Annotated in this window: 24 protein-coding genes and 1 tRNA gene; 14 read left to right on the top strand and 11 right to left on the bottom strand. The window is 59.3% G+C overall.

What is annotated here, in order from left to right:
* Positions 1-64 precede the first annotated feature (64 nt).
* The 3 genes from P0111_02175 (at position 65) to P0111_02165 (ending at position 5,005) form a co-directional block, all read left to right on the top strand.
* Positions 65-1,663, top strand: a complete 1,599-nt coding sequence (locus P0111_02175; GenBank protein MDF0642812.1) for a secretin N-terminal domain-containing protein — start codon at positions 65-67, stop codon at positions 1,661-1,663.
* Between the two features lie 23 nt (positions 1,664-1,686).
* Positions 1,687-2,769 carry a S1/P1 nuclease gene (locus tag P0111_02170; GenBank protein ID MDF0642811.1) on the top strand — a complete coding sequence of 361 codons (1,083 nt, stop codon included), beginning with the start codon at positions 1,687-1,689 and terminating at the stop codon, positions 2,767-2,769.
* A gap of 691 nt (positions 2,770-3,460) precedes the next feature.
* On the top strand, positions 3,461-5,005 hold the full coding sequence (locus P0111_02165; protein MDF0642810.1) for a hypothetical protein: 1,545 nt from the start codon (positions 3,461-3,463) through the stop codon (positions 5,003-5,005).
* 113 nt (positions 5,006-5,118) lie between these two features.
* Here P0111_02165 and P0111_02160 read toward each other — a convergent pair whose 3' ends face one another.
* The 3 genes from P0111_02160 to pyrF form a co-directional block, all read right to left on the bottom strand.
* On the bottom strand, positions 5,119-5,334 hold the full coding sequence (locus tag P0111_02160; protein MDF0642809.1) for a hypothetical protein: 216 nt from the start codon (positions 5,332-5,334) through the stop codon (positions 5,119-5,121).
* A gap of 210 nt (positions 5,335-5,544) precedes the next feature.
* A tRNA-His gene (locus P0111_02155) sits at positions 5,545-5,621 on the bottom strand.
* An 81-nt stretch (positions 5,622-5,702) separates the two neighbouring features.
* Positions 5,703-6,416: an orotidine-5'-phosphate decarboxylase gene (gene pyrF, locus P0111_02150; protein MDF0642808.1), complete on the bottom strand. Its 714-nt coding sequence runs from the start codon at positions 6,414-6,416 to the stop codon at positions 5,703-5,705.
* Positions 6,417-6,503: 87 nt separating this feature from the next.
* Here pyrF and rpsT point away from each other — a divergent pair, with 87 nt between their 5' ends.
* Positions 6,504-6,782, top strand: a complete 279-nt coding sequence (gene rpsT / locus P0111_02145) for a 30S ribosomal protein S20 (GenBank protein MDF0642807.1) — start codon at positions 6,504-6,506, stop codon at positions 6,780-6,782.
* On the opposite strand, the gene holA is transcribed toward rpsT, so the two are convergent.
* The 5 genes from holA to P0111_02120 all read right to left on the bottom strand — a co-directional run bounded on the left by holA (position 6,754) and on the right by P0111_02120 (position 11,833).
* On the bottom strand, positions 6,754-7,872 hold the full coding sequence (gene holA, locus P0111_02140) for a DNA polymerase III subunit delta (GenBank protein MDF0642806.1): 1,119 nt from the start codon (positions 7,870-7,872) through the stop codon (positions 6,754-6,756). The genes rpsT and holA overlap by 29 nt on opposite strands.
* A gap of 12 nt (positions 7,873-7,884) precedes the next feature.
* Complete coding sequence (locus P0111_02135; protein MDF0642805.1) at positions 7,885-8,550, bottom strand: LptE family protein; 666 nt, start codon at positions 8,548-8,550, stop codon at positions 7,885-7,887.
* Positions 8,547-10,985: a leucine--tRNA ligase gene (gene leuS, locus P0111_02130; protein ID MDF0642804.1), complete on the bottom strand. Its 2,439-nt coding sequence runs from the start codon at positions 10,983-10,985 to the stop codon at positions 8,547-8,549. Before leuS ends, P0111_02135 begins: the two co-directional genes overlap by 4 nt.
* 125 nt (positions 10,986-11,110) lie before the next feature.
* Positions 11,111-11,377, bottom strand: a complete 267-nt coding sequence (locus P0111_02125; protein ID MDF0642803.1) for an outer membrane beta-barrel protein — start codon at positions 11,375-11,377, stop codon at positions 11,111-11,113.
* The gene (locus P0111_02120; protein MDF0642802.1) at positions 11,378-11,833 is read right to left on the bottom strand and encodes a hypothetical protein; all 456 of its coding nucleotides are present in this window, start codon (positions 11,831-11,833) and stop codon (positions 11,378-11,380) included.
* A gap of 443 nt (positions 11,834-12,276) precedes the next feature.
* Between P0111_02120 and P0111_02115 the strand changes: the two genes are divergently transcribed.
* Positions 12,277-12,966, top strand: coding sequence for a class I SAM-dependent methyltransferase (locus P0111_02115; protein ID MDF0642801.1), 690 nt, complete (start codon positions 12,277-12,279; stop codon positions 12,964-12,966).
* On the opposite strand, the gene P0111_02110 is transcribed toward P0111_02115, so the two are convergent.
* Positions 12,904-13,608, bottom strand: coding sequence for a haloacid dehalogenase-like hydrolase (locus P0111_02110; protein ID MDF0642800.1), 705 nt, complete (start codon positions 13,606-13,608; stop codon positions 12,904-12,906). The genes P0111_02115 and P0111_02110 overlap by 63 nt on opposite strands.
* A gap of 97 nt (positions 13,609-13,705) precedes the next feature.
* On the opposite strand from P0111_02110, the gene der reads away from it, so the two are divergent.
* The 7 genes from der to aat all read left to right on the top strand — a co-directional run bounded on the left by der (position 13,706) and on the right by aat (position 20,509).
* Positions 13,706-15,058, top strand: coding sequence for a ribosome biogenesis GTPase Der (der, locus tag P0111_02105; protein MDF0642799.1), 1,353 nt, complete (start codon positions 13,706-13,708; stop codon positions 15,056-15,058).
* A 282-nt stretch (positions 15,059-15,340) separates the two neighbouring features.
* Entirely contained in the window at positions 15,341-15,664 is a 324-nt protein-coding gene (locus tag P0111_02100; GenBank protein MDF0642798.1) for a hypothetical protein, read from the top strand.
* Between the two features lie 124 nt (positions 15,665-15,788).
* Positions 15,789-16,634, top strand: coding sequence for a hypothetical protein (locus P0111_02095; protein ID MDF0642797.1), 846 nt, complete (start codon positions 15,789-15,791; stop codon positions 16,632-16,634).
* A gap of 12 nt (positions 16,635-16,646) precedes the next feature.
* On the top strand, positions 16,647-17,279 hold the full coding sequence (locus P0111_02090; GenBank protein ID MDF0642796.1) for a sigma-70 family RNA polymerase sigma factor: 633 nt from the start codon (positions 16,647-16,649) through the stop codon (positions 17,277-17,279).
* A 312-nt stretch (positions 17,280-17,591) separates the two neighbouring features.
* Positions 17,592-17,972 (top strand): c-type cytochrome, encoded by a 381-nt coding sequence (locus tag P0111_02085; protein MDF0642795.1) that lies wholly within the window; start codon positions 17,592-17,594, stop codon positions 17,970-17,972.
* Between the two features lie 88 nt (positions 17,973-18,060).
* A complete protein-coding gene (locus P0111_02080) occupies positions 18,061-19,767 on the top strand; it encodes a hypothetical protein (GenBank protein MDF0642794.1) in 1,707 nt (568 codons plus the stop codon).
* Between the two features lie 43 nt (positions 19,768-19,810).
* Positions 19,811-20,509 carry a leucyl/phenylalanyl-tRNA--protein transferase gene (gene aat, locus P0111_02075; protein MDF0642793.1) on the top strand — a complete coding sequence of 233 codons (699 nt, stop codon included), beginning with the start codon at positions 19,811-19,813 and terminating at the stop codon, positions 20,507-20,509.
* Positions 20,510-20,802: 293 nt separating this feature from the next.
* On the opposite strand, the gene P0111_02070 is transcribed toward aat, so the two are convergent.
* Positions 20,803-22,167 carry a M20/M25/M40 family metallo-hydrolase gene (locus P0111_02070; protein MDF0642792.1) on the bottom strand — a complete coding sequence of 455 codons (1,365 nt, stop codon included), beginning with the start codon at positions 22,165-22,167 and terminating at the stop codon, positions 20,803-20,805.
* 105 nt (positions 22,168-22,272) lie between these two features.
* Between P0111_02070 and P0111_02065 the strand changes: the two genes are divergently transcribed.
* Both P0111_02065 and P0111_02060 read left to right on the top strand, forming a co-directional pair.
* Entirely contained in the window at positions 22,273-22,737 is a 465-nt protein-coding gene (locus P0111_02065; protein ID MDF0642791.1) for a hypothetical protein, read from the top strand.
* Between the two features lie 3 nt (positions 22,738-22,740).
* Positions 22,741-23,532 (top strand): hypothetical protein, encoded by a 792-nt coding sequence (locus tag P0111_02060; GenBank protein MDF0642790.1) that lies wholly within the window; start codon positions 22,741-22,743, stop codon positions 23,530-23,532.
* On the opposite strand, the gene P0111_02055 is transcribed toward P0111_02060, so the two are convergent.
* Positions 23,465-24,733: an outer membrane beta-barrel protein gene (locus tag P0111_02055; GenBank protein ID MDF0642789.1), complete on the bottom strand. Its 1,269-nt coding sequence runs from the start codon at positions 24,731-24,733 to the stop codon at positions 23,465-23,467. The two genes, P0111_02060 and P0111_02055, sit on opposite strands and share 68 nt — an antisense overlap.
* Between the last annotated feature and the right edge of the window lie 42 nt (positions 24,734-24,775).

The following is a 24,775-nucleotide window of genomic DNA, read 5'->3' as shown; positions in this document are numbered from 1 at the left end:
AGCGTCGGATTATTTATCGTTCCATGAATGCCCATGATGGGATCGGGTCGATTGCGAGAGACCGATGCGATTTCACGCTTTTTCAGAGTTCATGGTTTTGCGAGGAGCCATCGCGCTCGCCTTGCTACTGGCGTGCGAGACCTCCCTGCCGCCTACCACTAACGGAGAAACCGCGCCGCCCTCCCCCGGTCGAGTCAGTCTCGACTTCAATGAAGTGGAATTGCCCGTCTTCGTGCGGTTTATCAGCGAACTGACGGGAAAGAACTTCGTTCTCGACGATAACGTCAAGAAGGCCGGAGGAAAGATCACCGTCTTTTCCCCAACCAAGGTCAACCAGGAGCAGGCCTACAACCTCTTTGTTTCGGCGTTGGAAGTGAGTCGGTTGGCGGTCGTTCCGAAAGGCTCCGTCTATCAGATCGTCCCGATGGGTGAATTGCCGCCGGAACGAGGGGTCTTCGTATACAAGTTGAAGCATGCGAACGCGACGGATCTTGCCGCCGTGTTGACCAATCTGGTGGCCCGTTCTCAGACGGTAGCCCAGATCACACCGGGCACCAGACCCCCCATCAGGCCTCTGACGGAGTTTGAGGCACCGGTGCAAGTCTTCGCGGACAAGGCGACCAACGCCATCATCATTAGTTCGACCAAGGCCGCCTATAGCAAATTGCAGTCTGTCATCCGCGATCTGGATACGCGCCGCAAGCAAGTCTTCGTCGAGGCGGTGATTCTCGAGGTCCAGGTGGACCGGCTTAGGCAAATCGGAACGGACCCTGTCCAGTTGATCGGCGTCGGGAAAAGCGGAAACGTTCAGGGTATCGTTGGAGTCAACACCGCCCCGGAGAACCTCTCCACAATTGCGCAAACGATCCTCGGCTTGGGCGCTGACGCATCGACCGGAGGTGCCTTGTCCGTTCTGAACACCGTCAATATTCGGGCGTTCCTGCAGATGCTCATGAACCTCACCGACACGAACATTCTTTCCACACCGCAGGTGCTGGCCGCGGATAATCAAAAGGCCAAGATTGTGGTCGGGGAAAATCGACCTTTTCCGACAGGACAGGCGCAAGGCATCACGGGGGGCACACTGGTCACCATCGAGCGCAAAGACGTCGGCGTCACGCTAGAGCTGACACCGCAGGTGCTGGAAGACAACATGATCCGCCTGGAGATCAAGCAGGAGATCACGGCCATCGCGGAGAACGTCGCCCAGACGATCGGAAGCGGCAACTCGAGCGTGCCCGTCGGGCCCACCACCACCAAACGCTCGATGGAGACGACGACGGTGGCGAAGGATCAACAGACCCTAGTGGTCGGAGGACTGGTGCGAGACAACATCGTGATCAGCGAACGCAAGATTCCGATGCTCGGCGATATTCCCTATCTAGGGTGGCTGTTCAAGTTTCAGAGTCGCGCTACCGAGAAACTCAATCTCCTGGTCTTTCTGACGCCGACACTCGTCAGGGACGACGTCGATGTGGTCGATCTGAATGCGCGGAAAGCGACCGAGCTCGGCACGTTCCAACGCGAAAACCGGATCGAAGAATCCACCAGGTTGAAACAGGAAGTCCTGGAGAAACTCGAGCGCCAAGGCATACCCACCCGGCCGCTCCCTCCCTCCTCCAGCTCTCACGAAGGCGCCCCATCGTCGGTAAGACCGGATTGAGCGGGAGCTTGAAGGAAGAAGCGATGAAGCTCTTTCTCTTCTGGATCGTAGCGATGCTCGTCTGGCCCCACGACACCCCAGCATGGGAAAGTCTCGGTCATGAAGCGATCGCCGATGCCGCACAAGCGCACCTCTCGCCTGAGGCGACGAAGGCCGTCGCGCAGATCCTCGGCCATGGCAGGACGCTGCCCCCACATGCCTTGGCAAAAGCCTCGACCTGGCCGGATCAGATCCGGAATCTCCAACGACACGGGTTCGCTGCATCCAAACTGGCCGAGCACGAGTTGAAAGAAGCTCAAGCGTTCAATACAGCGTTTCCTGACAATGCCCAGTGGCATTTCGTGAATCTGCCGCTGGGGAGTGCGCACTATCCCGACAGCGCGGATCTCGACGATCTCCTCACACCCTTTACGAATAATCATGATATCGTGCAGATGCTCAATGTATGCATAGAGACGCTTGAAACCGTCGGCAACCTGACCCCCTGGACAAAAGCCCAGGCACTTCGGTGGCTCATTCATCTCGTAGGGGACGTTCATCAGCCTCTGCATGTCACGACCGGCTACTATCGGACCATGCATCAGGATCTACCGAACCCGGTCCTGATTGAAAATCCTCACGACGCCAGGCAAGTCGGTGTGCTCAGCGATCGTGGCGGGAACGATTTGCTGTTCAGTGACTCAGCGAGGGACAACCTGCATGCGTTGTGGGATAGCTGTCTCGTCAAAGCCCTGGCCGGGATTAGGATCTGTGGAAGGACGTCCGTCCCGGAGGATATCGCGCGGCTCGCCCACCTCCTTGCCAAACGCATGACGTCCGCGTCCACAGCCGGCTATCATTCATCGGGTGAGCATGTCAGCTGGGGAGCACACTGGGCAACGGATTCACTCAAGACCGCACGCGCGACGAAGGCCTATGACTTTGTCCGACGAAATGGGATTGTGCGCGATAGTCATCGTGCGGACGCGTCGATTCGTATGACGATTGACGCTCCTCCCACGAAGGCCGAATACAGCGCCACTCATAAGCCCGTAGTCGCGGCACAATTGACGAAGGCAGCCGTTCGATTAGCCGACCTCTTGAATCACCTGGCCTGGAAACCATAGAAACCAACCATACCAACCTCTATACGGCAGAACCAGCAGCCACGGTCCACGGCCCGAGCTCATCGGGTGAGCTCGAATCTTCGGTGGTTATGCGGAGAAGGTTTGAGATGGATGACGGGTTTCGAAATCCATCGGACCCATCGACAGATCAACATGATCAAGCATTTCCAAGTGCAGATTGCGCCAGAATCGAGCAAGTCGCGCCGAAACCTGCAACCGGATGCAACCAAGCTCGCGACCAGACTGAGAGACCGGCTCAAGATAACTCGGATGAGACCGAAAAAGAATCATGAGCGCGGCTCGCGCTCTCCCCGCCCGCCAGATGAGCGTCGCACACAGCATGGACTGCCCGTCGAGAGATTCAGCAATCGCTGCCCTGAAGCCAAAGATCACTCTGAAAGAGCCGCAAACTAGGCACGGTTCAAAGGGAAAAGCATGAATGAAGAAGCAACCATTTCGACCAGTGTGAGATAAACCGATAACCGAGCAAGAGTGCGACGCTATCGCACCCTCGCCAAAGAATCACCTATGTGCTGAGCCCTGACGTGCTACCGATCATTCATCATCCTAAGCATCGGAACCGACAACCCCATCTCGCTGCAGTATCTCAATGTGTGGGATGGCAGTACGGCGATCATTGGTAGGGTACAGCACCGTGAGTATCATCATGAGTCTCGCTGATTTTGGCAAAATGCGAGTGTACTCTGCGGCTTACGCATTTCTCCTCATTGTCCAACTCTGTCCGATCTGGTTTACGACCTATCCGCCATTACACGACTACCCGAATCATCTCGCCAGAACCCAGATTCTCCATCAGTATGGGGAGAACGAATCCTATCGAGCCGTCTATGAGTTGGACTGGCGTCCCCTCCCGAATCTCGCGATGGACCTCATCGTTCCTCCGCTGCTGAACGTGTTCAGCATTGAAACCGCAAGTAAAGTGTTCCTCTCCCTCATGGTTGTGTTGTTCAATGTGGGCATACACGTCCTTGGCGCAACTGTACACGCGCGTCCCCATTGGAGCGCGCTGGCGGCGAGTTTCTTCACGTACAACTATGCGTTCGCCTATGGGTTCGTAAACTACATATTCGGGCTCGGGATGTTCCTGGTTACTCTCGCGCTGTGGTTGCGGATGCGCCCAGATTGGACTGTCGGCCGTCTGTTGCTTGTGAGCTTATTTGCCTTGCTCTCTTATTTTTCACATCTCTCCTCATTCGTCTTCCTGGCTGTTGGCATTGCCTGTGTGACGGTCCTTGATCTGACGAAAACTCGACGCTTCCTCCTTTCACAGTTCCTAGGACTTGTGCCGCTCGTGCCTCCGCTCGTCATGTATCTCATTTATAACCTAGGGCTCCAACATCGCGGGCAGATGGAATGGGGACCGCCGCCGCTGATCATGAAGAAATTGGCCGGCTTCATCATCTACCCCTTTCTGATCCATGACCCTTGGACCGACCTCGTGCTGAGCGCTGTCTTCTGCGGAGTCATCCTGGTACTGCTGGTAAGTCGAGTAGGCCGATTCGTCAACAAGGAGCTGCTCCTGGCCGCCTCCGTGTTCGTGTTCCTCTATTTGATATTCCCCACGAGCGCCGCCCTCACAAGCTACGTCGATCGCCGATTTATCATTCCCGCTGTCATCATGTTTGTTTTGGCGATACATGTCGATGCCTCCAAGACAATAGGCCGATACATGATTATCGCCTTGTTGACGTTATCGGCCGGACGGGCGGCCACGGTATGGAAGGTTTGGACTGGCGCCAGTGCTGCCATTGAATCCCAGGTGCATGCGCTTGATCTGCTTCCCGATGGAGCCAAGCTGTATTCCATGCTGATGTATGAACCTGGGTGGAACTCGTGGTTCCGTACAGCCCAGTTCTATTTTGTGCCCCACTATGCCACGATCTACCGGCACGCGTTCGTGCCAACCATCTATGCACAGAATGGGGTCCACTCTCTACGATTGCGCCGCTCCTTTCAAACCAATGACATTCAACCTCATCGAGGACCTCGGCTTGACGAGGAAAACTGGGACAACGACTATGCCTGGATTGCGCGAGGAGCCCCGCTCGAGCGAGTCAAATGGTCCGCGCTTTTTTCGAAATACGATTACGTGTGGGGTTATGGACTGTCGGAGGACTTCACTCGGCACCTACTGTCCCGAGGCCAGTTAGTCGCACGAACTGGCGAGGCCATATTGGTCTGCGTCAAAGCGAGTTGCTCGGATCAATCGGATTAAGCTGAGAACCGGTACGTGGGTCGATGGGGCTAAGTTCCTTCCTTTTCGATCTTCCTATTAGTCATTCCCCGTCAAGGCCTCATGAGCCGCCTCAAACTTGAGGGACAAGGGGTCTAGTTGCGACTCCCGACGATTATCTGAGACAGGGCCGGCAGCGCCCTGCAATCCTCTGCATAGTCCAATTCAGACTCCAACCAGCGGCCTACCAGGGTTTCCCGTTCTTCGTTGGTCATGCGTTCCCCATGCCTCTTGAGGGTGACAAACAAGCGCTTAGTCTGAGCCTCGAACTGAGCTGCCCGAACCAAGACCTCTTCCTTGTCGGCGGTCATCAAACTCCTCCAGACTTCTAACCCACCCTTGGAGTACTGCCGAACCTTTGCAGGACCATGAACACGCCGGTAGTAGATTTTGCGGGTGGGATGACGAAAAACCGTAGACATAGAACCTCCAAACACCGTAGCTCAGGTGAATAAGAGCTACGGTTCCCTGGAGGCTCTATCGCTGAATCACCGCTCTGGTAGCGGAGTTTCGAGATTTGGTGGGGTGGATGACGGGTTTCGAACCCGCGACCTCCGGATCCACAATCCGGCGCTCTAACCAACTGAGCTACATCCACCGTACGGGTCGGCACAGGCAAGAACGTCGACGGCGGCACGGGATCTTAGCAAAGACGGACAAAATCCCGCAACCGAGCCCTTTAGCTCCGCCGATCAAATGCGGCTTGCATCTCAGCCAAGATCGCGCTGGCCGCGCCGGCCGGATCCGCTGCGGCTCTGATCGGCCGACCGACCACCAGGTAGTCGGCCCCGGCATCAATAGCCTGGGACGGAGTGGTAGCGCGGGCATGGTCGTCGGTGTCTTTGCCCGCCGGACGGACGCCCGGCGTCACGATCAGAAAACGTGGCCCCACCTTTGGACGGAGCACGCCCGGTTCCTCTCCCGATGCGACGACTCCGTCGCAACCCATTTCGGAAGCCAGCAGCGCCCGGGCCGTCACCAGGTCCTGAAGCGAATGTTGAATCCCCATCTCTCTCAGATCATGACTGTCGAAATTGGTCAGCACCGTGACGGCCAGGAGTTTTAGACTCGAATCGCCCCGGCCTTTCACCGCGGCGGCCAGTGCCTTGCGGTTGGCGTGAATGGTCAAGAACTCGACCCCCATGGTGGCCACTCGTTCAGTCGCCCGACGGACCGTCTCTTCAATATCGAGGAACTTGAGATCGAGGAAGACCCGTTTGCCGCGCTCAATCAGCCGTTGCACCATGCTCGGGCCGGCCGCCGTATACAGCTCCAATCCGACTTTGACGAAGGTGATTTGGTGTTGAACCTGGTCCATGAGTCGCTCGGCTTCGGCCGCCGACGGTACGTCAAGCGCCAGGATCAGTCTGTCATGTGCATGGATTTTCGGCACAGCTCTCTCCTCTGCGATCAAGGCACGCCCTTGACGATGCCGCGAGTCCTATGGTACAAACGCCCTCTTTTAAAAGGAGTACACGTCATGCCCGTGATCCACAAGTCAACCATTCGCCGAGCCCGGCAAGCCGAAAAACGGCGGGCGCGGAACCACGCCGCTCTCAGCGTCGTGAAAGGACTCGTGAAGAAAGTCCAGACCGCCGTGGCCGAGAACAAGGCTGAAGACGCCAAAACCTCGTTGCGGGCAGCCGAGGCGGCCCTCAGCAAGGCGGTGACCAAAGGTATCTTGAAAGCGAATACCGCCTCCCGACGGATTTCACGCCTCACGATCCGCGTCAACGCCTTGGGTGCGATCCGCGCGTAACCGTTCGCACGTTCGGAAGCGGATTGGTCCGGCTTCTCTGTCCAGGTACGACTGGTTCTCGCCCCGAATCGGTCGGCTCCAGGTCCTGTTGCTCCCGGTCACAGAGCTCAAACATCAGCTGATCCAGGATCCGCTCCGGTCGACCTGCACTCCCACCTTTGAGCGCGTTGTCTGCTTGCTGGAATCGCCGAAACGCCTCCGTGAGATGCGGCTCGGAAAACCGGTCGAGAAGCCTGCGGACGGCCGACGGATCCATCCGGAACATCCTCGCCACCTCTACCTGGCGCCCTTTCTGCCGCATGAGATCTTTGGCTTTCCAGAGGCGCCGATACTGCCAGACCAACGCACCAAGAATCTTGAGCGGAGCCTCCCCAGACTCCAAGTTCCTCGCCATGATCGCCAACGCGCGCCCCAGATCTGCGGCACCGATTGCCGCGGTGAGATCAAACACCGATGCGCCCGGCTCTGTTCCCCGCATGACGGCCACATCCGCCGCGGTCACCGAACGGTTCGACGGGACATATGAAGCCAGCTTCTCCAATTCCCGGCGGGAGGCGTAAAGAGATCCCGCGCAGGACTCCTTGAGAAGCTCTGCCGCCCCATCGTCCAGCTTGACCCCGAGCCGCGCCGCTTCGGTCTTGAGCCATGGCATGCACTGTGACTCCTTGAGGGGCGAACAATCCACGACGACGGCGCTCTTCAGCAATGTCTGCGTGAATTTCAGCCGGCGGTCTAGCTTGGGCGCCGCAAAGACGAGGGTCGTGGAATCGTTCGGGCGTTCCAAATACGGAAGCAGGACTTCGGCCTCCCTGACCGGAAGCTTATCGGCGCCTTTCACGACGACGAAACGACGGGACGCGAACACTGCCGATTCGGACGCGCAGGCGACGATCTCCACCCCTTCCGTTTCGTCTCCATGAAACAGATCGCTGTTGAACGCGTCGCCTTGCGCTCCGACGACCGCCGCCTTCAGGCACGCGAGAGCCTCGTCCCTCAGCAAGTCGTCCTCTCCGACCACCGCGTAGATCGAAGCAGGCTCCGACTGCTGAAGATGCGACGGAAATTGTGTCGGCGAAAGCGATGGCGGCATGGCGGTGTACCCTTACGGCGCTTTCGATTCAAGTTTGGAATTCGGCTTTGCCAGGTGTCCCGATTCGAGCTGAAGCAAGAAGCGCGACGCCAAATCCTCGGCCACAAACTTGCCCGCCTGTTCGAGGGACCGGTTTTGAAGCACGCGATTAAACTGGAGGTCCGTGGTGATAAAGAATTCCGAAGCGCCCTTGGCGACTTGCATCCAGACGACGCGCTTTGTTCTCGTTTCTTCAACCTTGACGGCAAGTACGACCTCTGTTCGGCTTTCAAACGTGGTCGTCTGGTCGAAGCTCAGCGTCGGAACGACGACCGAGAGGATTTGTCCGGAGAGCACGAGGTCCGCGGCCTCCGAATCCGAAACGACCTGGGCCCCGCTCCCTGACGCAAACTCTTGCCTGAGGTAATTGGTAAACCGCGACTCCAAATTCGGCTCGAAGCTCTTGTTCTCCAAGGTCCGGATGACCATACGAGGCGGCGGGGTCGAGGATGCGGCCGCCGACGAACCGCCGATCGTGGGACCAGGCCCCTCCACCCGGAACTGGTATCCGCACGCAGCCGGCAGGACGGCCATCGATAGGGCCAGTCCGGTGCGCAGCACCAACGCTTCGGCGACGGAGAGGCGCACCGGATTGCGCCGTAAGGTGTCGGAGGGCGCTTGTGTGGAGATGGGGTTCATGAGACGACGAAATTGATCAACTTCTTCTCGACATACACGACCTTTTTCAGTTCCTTCCCGTTCAGCCATTCGGCCGCTCGGGCTTTGGCCAACCCTTCGACTTCATCGCGCGTGGAGCCGAGGGACACCTCGATCTTGCCGCGAAGCTTCCCGTTGATCTGAATCGGAATCGTCAGCCTGTCACTGACGATAACCGCAGGATCGAAGGTCGGCCATGCCTGTTGCGAGACGCTCGGCGGATGCCCGAGCAGCGCCCAGAGCTCTTCGGCCAGATGAGGGGCGAACGGAGAGAGCAATAAGATGAAGGGCTCGATCAGGGCGCGAGGCCGTCGATCGGCCTTCGTCATCTCATTGGTGAAGACCATCATCTGCGAGATCGCCGTATTGAATCGAAGCGCCTCGATATCCTCCGTAACCTTCTTGATCGTCTGATGCAACAGCCGCTGGTGATCGCTCCCGGGGAGCTCGTCGGTAATCGTCTCGGACACCCGCCCCCCCTCGCTGATCATGAGTCGCCAGACTCGTTCGAGAAAGCGTGTCACGCCTTCCACACCTCTGGTGCTCCAGGGCTTCATGGCTTCCAGCGGCCCCATGAACATCTCGTAGAGACGCACCGCATCGGCACCGAACTGGTCCATCATTTCATCCGGATTGACGACGTTGCCGCGAGATTTGGACATCTTCTGATTGTCTTCTCCGAGGACGATGCCCTGATGGACCAGTTTCTTGAACGGTTCCAGCGTGGCGACGACCCCGATGTCGTACAGGACCTTGTGCCAGAAGCGGGCATACAGGAGGTGGAGAACGGCATGCTCGCTGCCGCCGACATAAAGGTCGACGGGCATCCAATACCGTTCTTTGGCCGGATCCACGAGATGTTTCTCGTTGTCCGGATCGATGAACCGCAGGTAATACCAGCAGGAACCGGCCCACTGCGGCATGGTGTTGGTTTCACGCCTGGCCGGCTTGCCGCTTATCGGATCGGTTATTTCGAGCCAACTCTCCAAATTGGCCAGTGGACTCTCCCCGGTTCCCGACGGTTTAAAATTGCTCGTTTCAGGAAGTCGCAGGGGCAGTTGTTCTTCGGGAATCGGTTGCGGCGTTCCGTCTATCCATATGATCGGGAACGGTTCACCCCAGTAGCGCTGGCGAGCGAAGAGCCAGTCCCGCAGCTTGTAGTTCACCGCCTTCCGGCCTTGACCGCGTGATTCCAGCCATGCGGTGATCTTCGGGATGGCCTCGACCGGCGACAGTCCGTCGATCGAGAACGAACCGTCCGGCGCCGTCGAGTTGACGACCCGCCCGACCTCGGTATCGACATAGGCTGCTCGCTCCACGTCTCCACCCGCAATCACTTCGCGAATCGGGAGTGCATAAGTCTTGGCAAATCCCCAGTCGCGCGCGTCATGCCCCGGCACAGCCATGATGGCTCCCGTTCCGTAACTCATCAGGACATAGTCCGCAATCCAGATCGGCAGCGCTTCTCCGTTGACCGGATTGACGGCGTGACTTCCCGTGAACACACCGGTCTTGTCTTTCTGCAGATCCTGGCGTTGCAGATCGCTTTTCTTGGCCGCGGCCTCCCGATAGAGAGTGACCTCGTTCCGCTGTTCCGCAGTCGTCACCGCGCCGACCAGGGGATGTTCCGGCGACAGAACCAGGTAGGTGGCTCCGAACAGCGTATCAGGTCTGGTGGTGAACACGCGAAGAACGCCGTTCACCCTGGCCAGGCTGAATTCCACTTCCGCGCCGATCGAACGGCCGATCCAGTTCTTCTGCATTTCAAGCGTGCTGGCCGGCCATTCCACCAACCGAAGATCGTCGAGTAATCGATCGGCATAGGCGGTGATCTTCAGAACCCATTGACGCATGGGTCGCCGCACGACCTCGAATCCTCCGACCTCGCTCTTTCCGTCGACGATTTCCTCGTTCGCCAGGACCGTACCGAGGGCGGGACACCAATTGACCGGGACTTCCGCCACGTAAGCAAGTCCGCGCTTGAACAGTTGCAGGAAGATCCACTGTGTCCAACGGTAGTAGTCCGGGTCGGTTGTGCTGAGTTCGCGTTCCCAATCGTACGAAAGCCCGATCCGTTTCATCTGCCGCTTGAACGTCGCGATGTTCTCCGACGTCGTAATGGCGGGATGGATGTTCGTCTTGACGGCATATTGCTCTGCCGGCAAGCCGAACGCGTCCCATCCCATCGGATGCAGCACATTGAATCCCCGCATCCGCTTATAGCGCGAGACGATGTCGGTCGCGGTGTAACCTTCGAGATGACCGACGTGGAGACCTGATCCCGAGGGATAGGGGAACATATCCAAACAGTAGTATTTCGGCCTGGTCGGGTCGTCCGTGGCAAGGAATGGTCGATGCCTCTCCCAATAGGCCTGCCACTTAGCCTCAATCGCGTGATGATCGAACGTCTGGCTCATTAGGAGTTTGGGTAAAACGGCTGCTGGAGACCACAATCAAAGAGGAGGACTCTAACATAGACCAGCCGGAGCAACAAGAATCTTGGGAGCGCACGAGAACCGGACCGAGGGGCCCGGCGCGCCGTTTAGAAGTGATAGCCGACGCCGAAGATGACTTGATTCAACGTAGCCGCCGAATTGATGCCGTACTGATTGATGTCGGCCTGACCGGACAGATTGATCTTGGCATAATTGAACTTCCACTCCCCGAACAGAGCCCAATGCTCCGTCATGCGATAGCGCAGGCCCACCTGAGTGTTCAAGCCGAATCTCGTGTTGGATTGCGAGTAGTTGGTTCCGCTGCTTGTGAGCCGTTCCTGGCGTAGAAAGAAGACACCGGGCCCCGCCTCGATCTACGGTTCGAACGATCCGGCGCGATAGCGCACGAGCAGATTCGGCGAAACCACGATGACCCGGTTCGTCGCTCCCGGCTCCTGCACCGTGAAGCCGCCGCCACGGGGCACAGATAGCATGAGATCTTGTGCCGGACGCTGCGGAGTGGTCATGAAACTCTCGATCTCCACTCCCAGCCATGGCACGGAATTGAAATAGCGACCCAGCTTCATGCCGTACATGAGTGAATTGTTCAGGTTCACACCGGAGATTGGCGTGCCAGCCGGCAGTCCGACGTTCTGAGGATCTGTCACCGTACCCTGGGACGTATCCGATGCCACCGTGTATCCCACCATTCCCGCCACTAAGGTTTCGGTTGCCGCGTCATTCGTATAGATGACCGTGCTGCACCAGAGCAGGCCGATCAGCCAACCAGAAACCAGGGCGCCGCTGGACCGATATCGCAGGTGTGTCACGGGTCGAACCATCCTTCGCTTCGGGTGAGTTGCTCACCGACTCGTAACGACAGACTAGCAGGCTATTGACAAAGTCCGCCAGCGGCGTAATCGCGTCGCTCAGAGGCTCAACGTACGGCCCGGGAACACGCCTGTTCCGACAGGCGGTGGGCGGGCGGGTGAGAATGGTATACGCTTCGCCTTCAAGACACTGGGCGCTCACCAACTCGCGCCCGTCCGCAGACGTAACGCTCATTATGCTTCGCGTCGCGGACCTCGCTGCGGCCTTGCTGGACGGCCTTTCTGAACAGCCTGCGGGGCACGGTGGTGGCACCCGTAATCTCAGACACGACGCCATTTCCGAGGTCATCACATGGTTTGTCAACACACTGCTAGCCTCTCACCAAAGAAACGGGCTATTCTTCAAATCTTCAAACGGAGTGGAACTCCCTACGGAGGAAGGAATGGGCCTGTATTCGGCGTATGTCTTTCCACGCCTCATGGACTGGCTGATGCAGGGGAAGGAGTTTCAGCGCCTCCGAAGCGCGCTCTTGACCGTCGTCCGGGGGGACGTGCTGGAGATCGGGTTTGGTTCAGGCCTGAATCTGACTCACTATCCTCCAGGGATTCGACACCTGACGGCGGCAGACCCGGCTCGCTTTCTGCCTCTCGTCGTGGCTCGACGAAGGGCTGTAGTCTCCTTCCCCGTCGAGATCCATCAGCTGGCCGCGGAGGCATTGCCGTTTGACGATCATCGGTTCGACTGGGTGGTCAGCACTTGGACGCTGTGCAGTATCGCGGATCCGCTCAGGGCTCTGGCGGAGGTTCGGCGGGTGCTCACACCCGAGGGACGTTTCATTTTTCTGGAACATGGTCGATGCCAGGACGACCGCATCGCGGCCTGGCAAGATCGGCTCAACCCGATCCAGAACGTCCTTGGATGCGGCTGTCACCTGAACCGCCGGATCGACCGGCTCATCGAGCAAGCCAGCTTCCGGCTCATCCGATTGGACCGATTTCACATGACCGGAGCGCCGAGACTCGTCGGAGCGATGTACCAAGGTTGGGCCGAGCCGAGCCCGGCGAATCGGTCAGCCGAAGGAGGGCGCGGTTCCGTTGAGGAGAGACGAAAGATCCTCGACCGACCGAAATGAGGCTGAAAATGCCGGCGGCGATTTTGTGCTGGACTTCGCGCTATGGAGGAGATGGAGAATGCCGAACTGCCTGGCCGCCGCCAAACAGCGCTCGTCATCGTCGATGAAGAGGGCCCTGCTCGGATCAAACTTCACCAACGCCCTGCAGGCCGGCCAGTATTGTGGACGCATCTTCAAGTAGCCCACCTCGAACGCGTCGACGATGCGGTTCACCTGGCGCTCCAGGCCGGTCTTGGCCGTCTTGATCGCGACGCCCGCCGGATGGGCGTTCGTGAGAACGGTTACCCGTTTTCCTCTCTGTCCCATTGCGGACAGAAACGCCGTCGCCCCGGGCAGAAACCCGATCATGTGGTCCAGTTCTCGATGCATGGCCACCACGTCGATGCCGACGCGAGATGTCCAGTAATGAAGATCGGTCCAGGCCAGCTCTTCTTCGACCGAGCGATACATCGCCATCAACCGCTCCCGTGATTCGTCGAGCGACAGCTTCTCGCGTATGGCGTACCGGCGGGGTAATTCTGTTTCGAAAAAGAAATTGTCGAAGTGCCGGTCCAGCAGGGTGCCGTCCATGTCGACCAGGACGTCGTCGATCCGGTCCCAATCGAAGAAGGGGTGAGGCCTGGGTGCCGAGGGCTGAGACATTGACGGAAAGTATAGCGAACCGGATACGAGAAGACGAGCGGTTGTCTTTATGAAAAATCTTATGCTACGGTCCCAACTCGCAGTCGGCTCCAACCCTATGTCTGCACACTCGGCACTCAGCACCCTGCCCTCAGCACTTCCGCTCGTCGCCATCATCGGGCGGCCGAATGTCGGCAAGTCGACGCTGTTCAACCGCATCCTCGGGAGCCGAACCGCCATCGTCGACGATGTCCCCGGTGTGACCCGGGACCGAAACTATGCGGATACCAACTACCGGAACCGTCCTTTTCGGCTGATCGACACCGGCGGGCTCGAGCCGGCCGCTTCGGATGGGATGCTGGCCCTCATCAGACGACAATCCGAGTTGGCCATCGCCGAAGCCGACGTGCTGATCCTTCTGATGGACGGACGAGCCGGCTTGACCCCGCAGGACCAGGAAGTCGTCCGGCTCCTGCGCGGCACCACCAAGCCGTTGTTCGTGGCCATCAACAAGATCGACACACCGAAGACCGAAGTCCTCGTCGCGGATTTCTATCAGCTCGGGATCGAGTCGTTGTATCCGATCTCAGCCGAACACGGAATCGGCGTGGCCGATCTGCTGGACGCTCTGTATCCATTGCTGTCCGACCAGCAGGAGACCGAGGAACAGAACCCGGTGCCGCGCGTGGCGGTCGTCGGGCGGCCGAATGTCGGGAAATCCACGCTCGTCAACGCAGTATTGGGAGAGGAACGGGTCGTGGTGAGCGACGTTCCCGGAACGACTCGGGATGCCGTCGATTCACTGGCGACGTACGAGGGACGACGATACCTGTTCACGGATACTGCGGGCATCCGCCGTCGCGGGAAGGTGGATCGTGGGATCGAGGGATACAGCGTGGCCCGTTCGTTGCGGGCCATCGGCCGATCCGATGTCGCGGTCCTGTTGCTCGACGGCGAGGAGGGCATTACCGAACAGGACACCAAAATCGCAGGCCTCATCATCAGGCAGGGCCGCGCGTGCCTGCTATTGGTGAACAAGTGGGATTTGCGAGAAGGGGATGTGGAGGCCCGGCAACGGTTCGAGCGGGATCTCGAGCGGCGATTTCCTTTCCTCACCTGGGCGCCCGTGCTCTTCGGCGCCGCCGTCAAACCCGATTCGTTGCGACGTCTCTTCCCCGCTATCGACGGCGTCTATGCCTCGTTCACCCGGCGAATACCGACCGGCGAACTCAATCAACTGCTTCAGACCATTCTCGCCACCCATCCGCTGCCGACCCGCAAAGGGAAGCCGACGAAGATCACGAAATCGGCCTTCATGACGCAGGTCGCGACGAGACCTCCTGTTTTCGCCCTGTTTGTCGGGCATCCGGAAAACATCACGCCGGCATACCTGCGCTACCTGGAACACCGGCTCCGGGAAGCGTACGGCTTCTCAGGCACCCCCATTCGGCTTCTCGTCAGGAAAAAATAGCGGACAGTTCCGTCCACCGAACGACTGAGTTTGTGCGCAACGCCGATTCGGCATCGCATCCCTTTCGCATTGGCCGGGATTCCTGGTGACCTGACCGGTGCGCAGGCGGGTTTGACTCTTGCAGATCCCCGATGCCGTTCTTCAATCGGGGCCGCCGCCATGCCAGAGACCGTACCGCAGTCCTCACGATCCGCCTTCGGTCAAGCCAGCCATCCTGTCCACCGTTCCGCATCGACTCCTATACCTCCGCTGCCCGACCACTTCGATTCGTACGATTGCGGCGTGATTCTGCTGTCCGCCCCGACCCGCATCCTGCACATGAACGGACAAGCCCGCGTGCTGATGGCTATGTTCGGCGGGGCGCACGGCCTGTGGCCGAATCTGGCGCCTGAGTCCATGCCTACGATCCTCGTCGAATTCTGCCGCGAGATCGTGGTCGAATTGAATCGCCGCGCACAAGGAGGCGAGTGGGAACAGTTCGAAACGCACCGCGTCTGCCACATGACCACCCCGCCGCTCTTGCTCAGGGGATTCGGTATTCCCGTCTCGGCTGATCGCGAACCTCGCATGATCCTCCTGTTGCAGCCCTACGCCCCCCTCGGCTGAAGCCTGCGCGCCGACTGCGCGGCGGGTCTTTCATCTTGACTCCTCTGGATCAGCATGGTTTATTCCACAAGACTGTGGTTGATGCGAGTCCGGCCGACCGCTCGACGAATCACCCAAGAAATTTATGATCCTTCCTTCGATACGGGCCGCTCGTTTTCGGTGCGGTACCCTCGCGCTGTCGGTGACGCTGGGTTGGGCGGTCTTCGGCCCGGGCGTCCCCGCCTCCTCTCAGAGCACGGATCAGTCTTCTCCTGGTTCCCCGGACATAACGGAACCGGCCTCTCAGGATTCCGACGAGATCGCAGACCCGTCCATCAGGTTACGCGGCTCGGTCTGGCGGACGAAAGCGGGGATCGTGTTCCTCAGGACACCCATCGGCACGCTGACCTTGAGTTCGAAAACCACCTTAAAGGATTTGAGAGCCTCCCATGAGGTTCGCTTCTGGGTACACGAACACCACGCGGTCGTGGACATCCTGAAGAAAAGCGACGGCTCGAGAATTCACCGCTACCTGGCCGGCCCCATGACCCCGGGCTCGGACGCGCCGAACACGCTGCGATGGTGGACGCCGGACGGCGACGAAACGACTCACGTCGGGACACAGCAAACGCGCCTGGCGGCCTTTCATGAGGGAGATCCGTTGACGGTTGAGGTCGATGATTCCCATACCATCATCGGCGTCCATGACCTGCAATACGACCTCCAGATCAGTCAGACTCCGCCCACCGGCTCCGATGCGCGGGTCCTGTTGTCCGGAACCATTCTAAAACTCAAATCCAACTTTGTCTTCCTCCGCACGCCGGTCGGCGTCGTGATGGTCAACTCCAAGATCGGCGTTCCTCACGCCAAGGTCGGCCAGTCGCTGACCCTCAGAATCGATAGTCAGCGGGTCACAGTCGACCTTGAATCCGGCGCGCCGCCTTTGCGGGACTCTCACGCGCCCCCTTCGTCCACGGCTCCGAACCGGTGAGCGCCAGCTTTCATGCGTCGCACGCCATCTTCCAAATCATCCCGCACCTCACGGCAGCCGGATGATTTTGATAAACTGTACCGAGACCATGTGGATTTGGTGTATCGATACGCTCATCGACTCTGCGGCGAAATGGAGTCGGCCAAGGATCTCGTCCAAGAAACCTTTCTCAACGCCTACAGAGGCTTCAGTGGATTTCGCGGCGACGCACGGATCTCGACCTGGCTCTATACGATCGCATCGCGCGCCTGTATGCGCATGCGACGCAAGCGCAGAGGGCAACCGGAGCGCGAGCTGTCGCTCGACGAGTTCATTCCGACCTCCGAGGGCGAGTTTCATCTGCAGATTCCGGTCGACGGACTGACCCCCGAAGAAGCGCTCGAGAACAAGGAGTTGCGGGAAGCGTTGGATCAGGCCATTCAAAAGTTGCCGAGCAAGTACCGCGTGACCTTGGTACTGCGCGACATGGAAGGGCTGAGCGCGAAAGAGGTCGCCAGCATCATCGGTGCGAACGAACGGGCGGTCAAATCACGCCTGCACCGAGCGAGGCTGTTCGTTAGACGCGAATTGAGCGCGCGAGGGCTCACCGAATCGGCACGAGACTCAGACGCGGGATCACGCGAATCTGGAGGGTTCTCGGCATGAACAAATCCAAAACCAGGTCGCGCGGACCTGACCGGTCGACGCATCGTTCGTCTCACCACCCCGGTCGCTGCCTGCACATCCTCCGCCAGCTGTCGGCCTACATCGACGACGAGCTCCCCTCCCAGATCTGTCGAGAGCTGCGACGGCACCTCGGAACGTGCCCGAATTGCGAAGTGTTCGTCGCATCGCTGCGAGAAACCGTGAGGCTATGCTGTCATCGACCGACACCGCATCTCTCGTCCTCCGAACGAGCGGCGCTGCGTCGGGAGATTCTCCGGGCATTTCGCACAGGATCACGAGGATAGCGGATAGATGATACCGGTATGGGCAATCGTGTGGGCTTTCATTGGCCTGTTCTCGTGGTTGGAGGCCCGGTCCGCGACGCCGGAAGAGTTGGAGCAGGGGCGCGCGATTTATGAGCGCCATTGCGCCGATTGCCACGGAACGGAAGGCCGCGGCGACGGCAAACTCGCGCCCTCCCTCTCGCCGAGACCGGGCAACTTCGTCTCGGCCCTGACATCCGCGAAGACGGATCAGGACCTCCTGAAAATCATCGCCAACGGGCGGACGCGGACCGCCATGGAGGGCTGGAACAACCGCTTGTCTGAGGAAGAACAACGCGCCGCACTCGCGTACATCCGCTCGCTGGTCCGATTTTCACGCTCTTCGGCGACGCCGCCCCGGACCCCCTAGCCGACGTTCTGACCTCTTTCGGATCAAGAAATCCACATGGTACAGTATGCCCTTTATCACATGGTGCAACCGTAGGAGTCTTCACCACATGATTCGCTGGCACACGATCGCACGGAGTTGCGTCGCATTTTTCGGTTCGCTGGTTCTCTCGTGGATCTTCCTGGATGGACCCTCCGCGTCCTTCGCCGCCGCAAAGGCCACGAAGAAGTCGAGAGGCGATGCGACTTCTACCGCGGCAGCGGTCCAGTTTGCCGAGGCGGTGTCTCGCGGTGCGATCACCGACGCGGTCAAGCTCGACTTTACCTGCCAGTTTCACCAGGTGACGGCCAAGGGCGGTGCCGTGAAGTCCTATCCGATTCCGGCCGATCCCTCTTACGAGGCTTGCTGGAACCAGCTCAAGACCGCGCATGAACCGGCGCTCACGCGCTGGGACGTCGGTATGGACATCCTGTGGCCGAGCAACGGCGGGCTGGTATTTTTCCGCGAGGAATTCAGCCATTATCCGGCGTCCGCCTTCGTCATGGACACGATCGGTCTCTCGCCCCCCGGAAGCGGGTTACATGTGAAGGCCGTTTCGACCAAGGCCATGCCGAACGCTTCGTTCAGGCTTCGTGAAAACGCCGCGCTCGTCTCGGTACCGGCGAGTCTGGTGACGGTCGAGATCCGCTACCAGGATCCGATCACCTCGCCCGTGACCAAGGCGCCCGGCAGTTACAAGTGGACAAATACGGTGAAGCCGGCCAGACGTGCTCTGAAGAGCATCCATCTTCAATGGGTCGTGTTGTCGGGACTGAAGAAGCACGGCTTTCCTGGGGATGTCGCCGTCGTCAACCTCCTGGTGAAGGACGGCACTCCGGTCGACGGTATCGCTCAGGAAATCGTCCCCTTCGTGACGGTACGGAGCGGGCCGGTCCCGGGATCGCTCCAGTGGTGGGGCCCCGAGGACATGCCGGGATTGCTGGTGGCCTCGGCCGCCCGGGCAGCGTCATTTCCGAACTTGCGCGACCGAGTCGCGCTCCTGAACCGGGTGCTCATCATCGATCCCAACCAGCCCGATGCCCTCACCGTTCTGACCAGAGACCTCTACAGCGTCATCCTGCGCCAGGCGGTCGCGGAGCACAATCTGACCGTGAAAGATCCGGCGCTCGCCATGGTGGTCAACGAGCATTACTGGAACATCTACGCCCAGTCGACGCGCATGGACCTCTCATTGGGTATGGAGATGGGCGGATTCGACAAACCGACGACGGCCGACTATCTCTATCGACTTTTGCCGGCCCTCAAGACTTTGGCGCAGGTACGACCCGAGCAGCTCGACAATCGCTTTCGCTGGGGCGCGGCCCTCCGATGGAACAACGACCAGGATCTTTCCATTCAGGTGCTCGAGAAACTCGTCAAGGACGTTCCCACCGAGCGGAAGTCCGGCAAAGCCGAGGCGCTGCTGCAACTGGCTTGGGCGCGCGTGAACAAGGTGGCCTGGAATCGGAACCTGGACGACCCGGATGTGCGATCCGCCTATCTGGACGCGGACCAGGCGCTGGGCCTTGCCGAACTGCCGCTCGACAAGTTTATCGCCGAGTACACCAAAGCCTACAGCCTCCTGTTCAGCCCGACCAGAGACAACCGCGAGATGCTCGCGCTGCTCACGGAAGCGAAGAAATGGTTTGTCGAGGTGCCGGGCCAGAATCGGGAGATCTGGAATTTCTTCATCGGCGCGGAATCGCTCAAGTCCGTCCTCGATGCCGATCCGATCTTTCAACCGCTGCTGGCATCGGCAGAGCCAAAGCATGGGTGACGTACCATAGCCTTTTTGTCGATCATGGCGTAACTTCTCGGCCATGTTCCGGCTGAGTTCGGATCCACACGATCTGCAGTTTCCTTCTGTAGATTCGGCTTCGCCTGAGGGTCTGTTGGCCGTCGGAGGCGATCTGCGAGCGGAACGGTTGCTCGAAGCCTACCGCCACGGCATATTCCCCTGGTACAACGACGATCAGCCTATCTTATGGTGGTCCCCGGACCCCCGAGCGGTGGTCTTTCCAGATAAGCTTCACGTGCCCCGTAGCTTGGAACGCACGATTCGGCGCGGCGAGTTTCGCGTGACGCTTGATACCTGCTTCAGGGATGTCATGACTCAATGCGCCGGCCCTCGGCCGCAATATCCGGAGGGAGGCACCTGGATCACTCCGACGATGGTCGAGGCCTATTCGACGCTTCACGAGTTAGGCTACGCCCATTCAATCGAAACGTGGAAGGATGAGAAATTAGTCGGCGGACTTTACGGCGTGGCGCTCGGGGGAGCTTTTTTCGCCGAGTCAATGTTTACGAAGGTGGATGACGCATCGAAAGTGGCCCTGGTGCTGCTGATTCAGCAACTCCGCGCCTGGGGATTCCATATCATCGACTGTCAACAATCCTCTCCCCACGTCACGCGCTTCGGCGCGGAGAACATTCCCCGCCGCGAATTCACCACCCACTTGGCTTCAGCGCTCACAATCCCCAACCGCCTGGGGCGTTGGGAGTTTGACGCAATTGATTAATTCGAGGTTCCTGAGGAAAAGAAAGAAGGCGCGCATTCAATGCGGCTGCAAGAGCAATTGAAGTGTTCTGCTTGGTCGTTTAGGCGATCGCGTACCCTCGTGCGATATCGAGTTTCACCTCGGACCAAAGACTGCAACGGCGGTTTAGTTGCTCGGCATTATCGCGTCACTTAGCTGGTATTTTCTGGGCGGATGGCGCCGATCAGAGCGCCCGTTCGCCGCAGCGTAAGGGACCTGCTGGGGGATGGGTGGAGCAAGGACGGACGGGCCGGTCGGTGACAGGACCCGCACTACTACTTTCCCATTCGGGCCAGATCCGAAAAATAATGCGCGAACGCCTTCATCCCCCCCGAAGCCTGGCCCCAATCGAAGTACTCGTTGGGAGCGTGGTATCCATGTTCGGGCAGGCTGAGGCCTAAAAACAGAATCGGCACCTTCCAGATCTTCTGCATCGTCACGACGGCGCCGATCGAGCCGCCCTCACGAATGAAGGCCGGCTCTTTGCCGAATCCCGCCTTCGCCGCGCGCCTTACGCAGTCCACATAGGGGCCGTCGAAGCTGCCCTTGAAGGGATGCAGCATCCCTTCCGGCTCCACGCGGACGTTCGGATTGAGCTTCCGCACGTGCGCCTTCAGCAACGCGAAGATCTTTTCCGGAGTCTGATTCGGCACGAGCCTCATGCTGACTTTCAGCTCGCCGTGGCCGGGCACGATGGTTTTCACGCCGGGGCCGTGATAGCCACCCGTCAAGCCGTGAATCTCGAACGTCGGTGCGGCCCAGATCCGGCGGGTCACTTCCGCGGGAATCTCCGTCCGCAGCGAGTGGAATCCGTAGGCCGTTTTGAACCGCCTCACCTCGAACCCGGATCTCAAGAAACTTGCGATCTCCGCCTTGGTCGGAGCGATGACGTCCTTGTAGAATCCGGGAATCCTGACCTCTCCCGTCTTGGCATTCACGCAGGCCAGCGCCACGTCCATCAATTCGGCCAGAGGGTTTCTGGCCGCGCCTCCCGTTACACCGGAATGCGCGTCCTTTGAACCGGTGCGAAGAGTCAGTCTGGCTCCGATCAAGCCGCGCAATCCATAGGGCACGGCCGGCCGCCCCTTCGCAATCCAGATTGTGTCGGACACGATCACCGAATCGGGACGCGGAACCGCGTCGCGGTCCTTCAGTCCCGCGGCGAAATGGGGGCTTCCGATTTCTTCCTCCAGCTCCCAGAGGAACCGGATGTTGATCGGTACGCCCTGCTCTACCGCCAATCGGGCTCCAAAGAGGGCGGAGAGTGCCGGTCCTTTGTCGTCCGTGGCACCGCGACCTCGATAGATGCCGCTCTCGTTCGCGAAGGCGAACGGGTCTCTCGTCCACTCCGCCTCTTGCGCCGGCTGGACGTCCATGTGGTTGTAGATCGTCACGGTGGGATGATGTGAGCCGGTCATCCAGCCGCCAGATACGATCGGATAGCCGCCGGTTTCCACAATCCGAGCATCTGCATCCAATCCCCTCAGCACGTCGACGGCCATGGTCGCCATGCGTCGGATGTCGCCCGCGCGCGCCGGATCCATGCTGATCGACGGGATCTCGACCATCTGCCCGAGCAGGTCTTCAAACCGCGTGCGGCAATCCGGCACATATTTCTCGAGAGCGGCATTCAGGCTCATGATCAGGTCCTCCACAAGATCGTCGCGGATTATAGCGGCTGTCCGGCTCGGACGAAAGAGAACGTCCGCGGCTCCGGCGTTCGGGGCATGCTAGAATGACGCGCTATGACACGCATCTCTCAGGCCTTCGTGTTGCTGTTCCTTGCGGCATGCCTCTGCTTCTCTTTCCGGTTCCCCGCGACGGCCGAGGCGGATCCCCTCAGCGTGCGCGAGATTTTGGAACAACCGCGCGTCTTTCATCTCAAGCAAGTGGTGCTGCAGGGGACGGTCAGGAACGTGCAACCGCTTGATCCGTACAAACTCCCGGCCGGCACGACTTGCTATGGAGCCTACCTGTTCCACTTGGAGGACGACACGGCATCCATCGGCGTCGCGGTGTTCGGCCAGTGCGGCATGCCGATCGTGAAGGATCCGGACGTGGAGGACGGAGCACGGATCGAGCTTCGCGCGACGATCCAGGCTCCGAGCCACGGCGGATACTATCTCAGCTTCCAGGGCCTTCAGGTGGCGGCGGAACGTGAAGGCGTGGTGCAGGCCGTCGCCGACCAGATCACTCCCTTGAGCGAGTAACCGATGCTACGCCGACCCATCCTGTCCTACGTTCTCCTCGGCTTCCTTTGCTTCTTGGCGGCCTGCAGCAGCAGCCGAGGCCTCCCGGTCGAACCATTGCAAGAGATTCTTCGTGAAGAGGCCGGTCAATTCGAAACTCCATCAGGCACGTCGCCGGCGCCGTCGTCTTACCTCCGGACCGATCCTCCGACCCTGGGGCTATACCTTAAACGCGCGGGGATCCTTCCGCACGATTTCCAATGGACGGATCGGAATCGCGACCACGTATTGGCCTGGGCAAAGGTCTTGGTAGCACGCGGCGATCTGCAGGGCGCTCAGTACATCCCCCGTTCGTCGTTGAAAGGATTTCAGTTGTCCCGGCTCCGTGATTCGGCCGCACGGTACGGAGCCGATCTGTTGCTGGTGCTCGATGGGGCCGGGGCGGTTGATCGTTACAACAACTACAAGGCGTCGTGGCTGTATTGGACCATCCTGGGGGCCTACTTTGCCGATGGAACTCACAGTGACGCGCTGTGTCTGGTGCGCGGCTCTCTGTGGGACGTCAAGAGCGGCTCCTTCCTGTTCGAAGCGGAAGCGCAGGGCCGGGCCCATACGGTCGGGCCCGCCGCGTTATTGGACGATGAAGAGGCGGTCGAGCAAGCGAAAGCGAGAGCGCTGGAGGATTTGGAGCGCAAGATGACGGAAGGACTCAAGCGCATCCGGAAGTCCCCACAGGCCGACCGGCCCGTCATCGAGAATCAAAGCTCCAGAGCGCTGAAAAGAACAGGAGATTCTGAGATGGAGTCAGTCCGATGACACCGGGAGCGACCTGCCCCCCTGTGTAGAATCCTCCTTGTGGTCCTGTGGAATTGTCGAACCGGTATTCGAGACGAAAGATCGTGGTCGTCCAGGCGTATTCCCATTTGTACTCCAAGGTGGTCGTGACGGCCTTGATGAACTGTTTCGCGCCCGTTAATGTCCCGTTCGGGTCATAGTACAGCTCAGGTCGCACTGCGACCGCCCAGAGCCGCGCCAATTGCCAACGGGTCCAGATCGCGCCTCCCGTCCACAACTCCTGTTCTCCCCCCGCCTCCGGGATCGCGCGTTCGGTACCGATGTCGTAGGCCATCGCGATCGTGACATCGCCGCGTTTCCACTCCAGAATGCTGTCCGAGAAGAAGCGCCAATATTTGAGCTGAGTATTCGACTGATCCGGTCCGTAGTAGAGGTTTTGGGTGAAGGTCAGCTCCGGCGAAGCCGCCCAACTGACCTGTGTACCATAACCGGGAAGGTTGTTGGGGTCTGAGAGGAAGTTGTATCGGTTGATGATGTAGAACACGGTCTTGACCGTTTCGCTGAACCGGTACTGCGCGGACGCTCCGAACATGAAATAGGGCGCATAATCCGATATATACGCTCTCGTATAATTGAAGTTGTTCTTGGCATAGAACGATTCGTAGCCGATGAAGCTGTTGAACAACCCTGCCGTGAGCGTGAGACCTGTTCCGATCGGTGCGAGATAGGACACATTGGCACGGGAAAAGTGACTGAAGGTATCAGCCGACTCATAAGGGTCCCCGAACCGGTTGCTGGCATTAGGGACCTCTCCGTCCACATCGCGCCCGGTTTGAAGGGCAAACTCCATCCCCCAACGGGACGATTCATTGGCGTCCTTCCTGACATAAGCCAGCGCCATGTTGAGATTCGGATCGTTGACCCGCTGTGTCGTGACCTTGCTGCGCCACTGATGATTCTCGGGGAAGTTGAAGTCGACTGCGTAGCTCAGATCAAGATAGAGGCCATAGCGCCAGAGCGATCTCGGCTTTTCATCACTTCGAGCGGCGTCAGATTCTGTTTGCCTGACCGGAACAGCCGAACCCTGCTCCTGGTCTGCCGGCAAAGCTCCAGCCGGCCAGGCTGAAACGAACATCATGGCGGAAAGTGTGCCAAATCTCAGGAGATCGACGATCACTCCCGCCCGCACGATTGCAGTGGTTCCCTTGACGATCGAACTCATCCGTTACAAACGGATAGCTCTCTCCGGACTTGATGCGTTCCT

It is taken from the genome of Nitrospira sp. (assembly GCA_029194535.1).
Lineage (GTDB): Bacteria > Nitrospirota > Nitrospiria > Nitrospirales > Nitrospiraceae > Nitrospira_C.
This window is presented reverse-complemented; position numbering and strand designations above follow the sequence as displayed.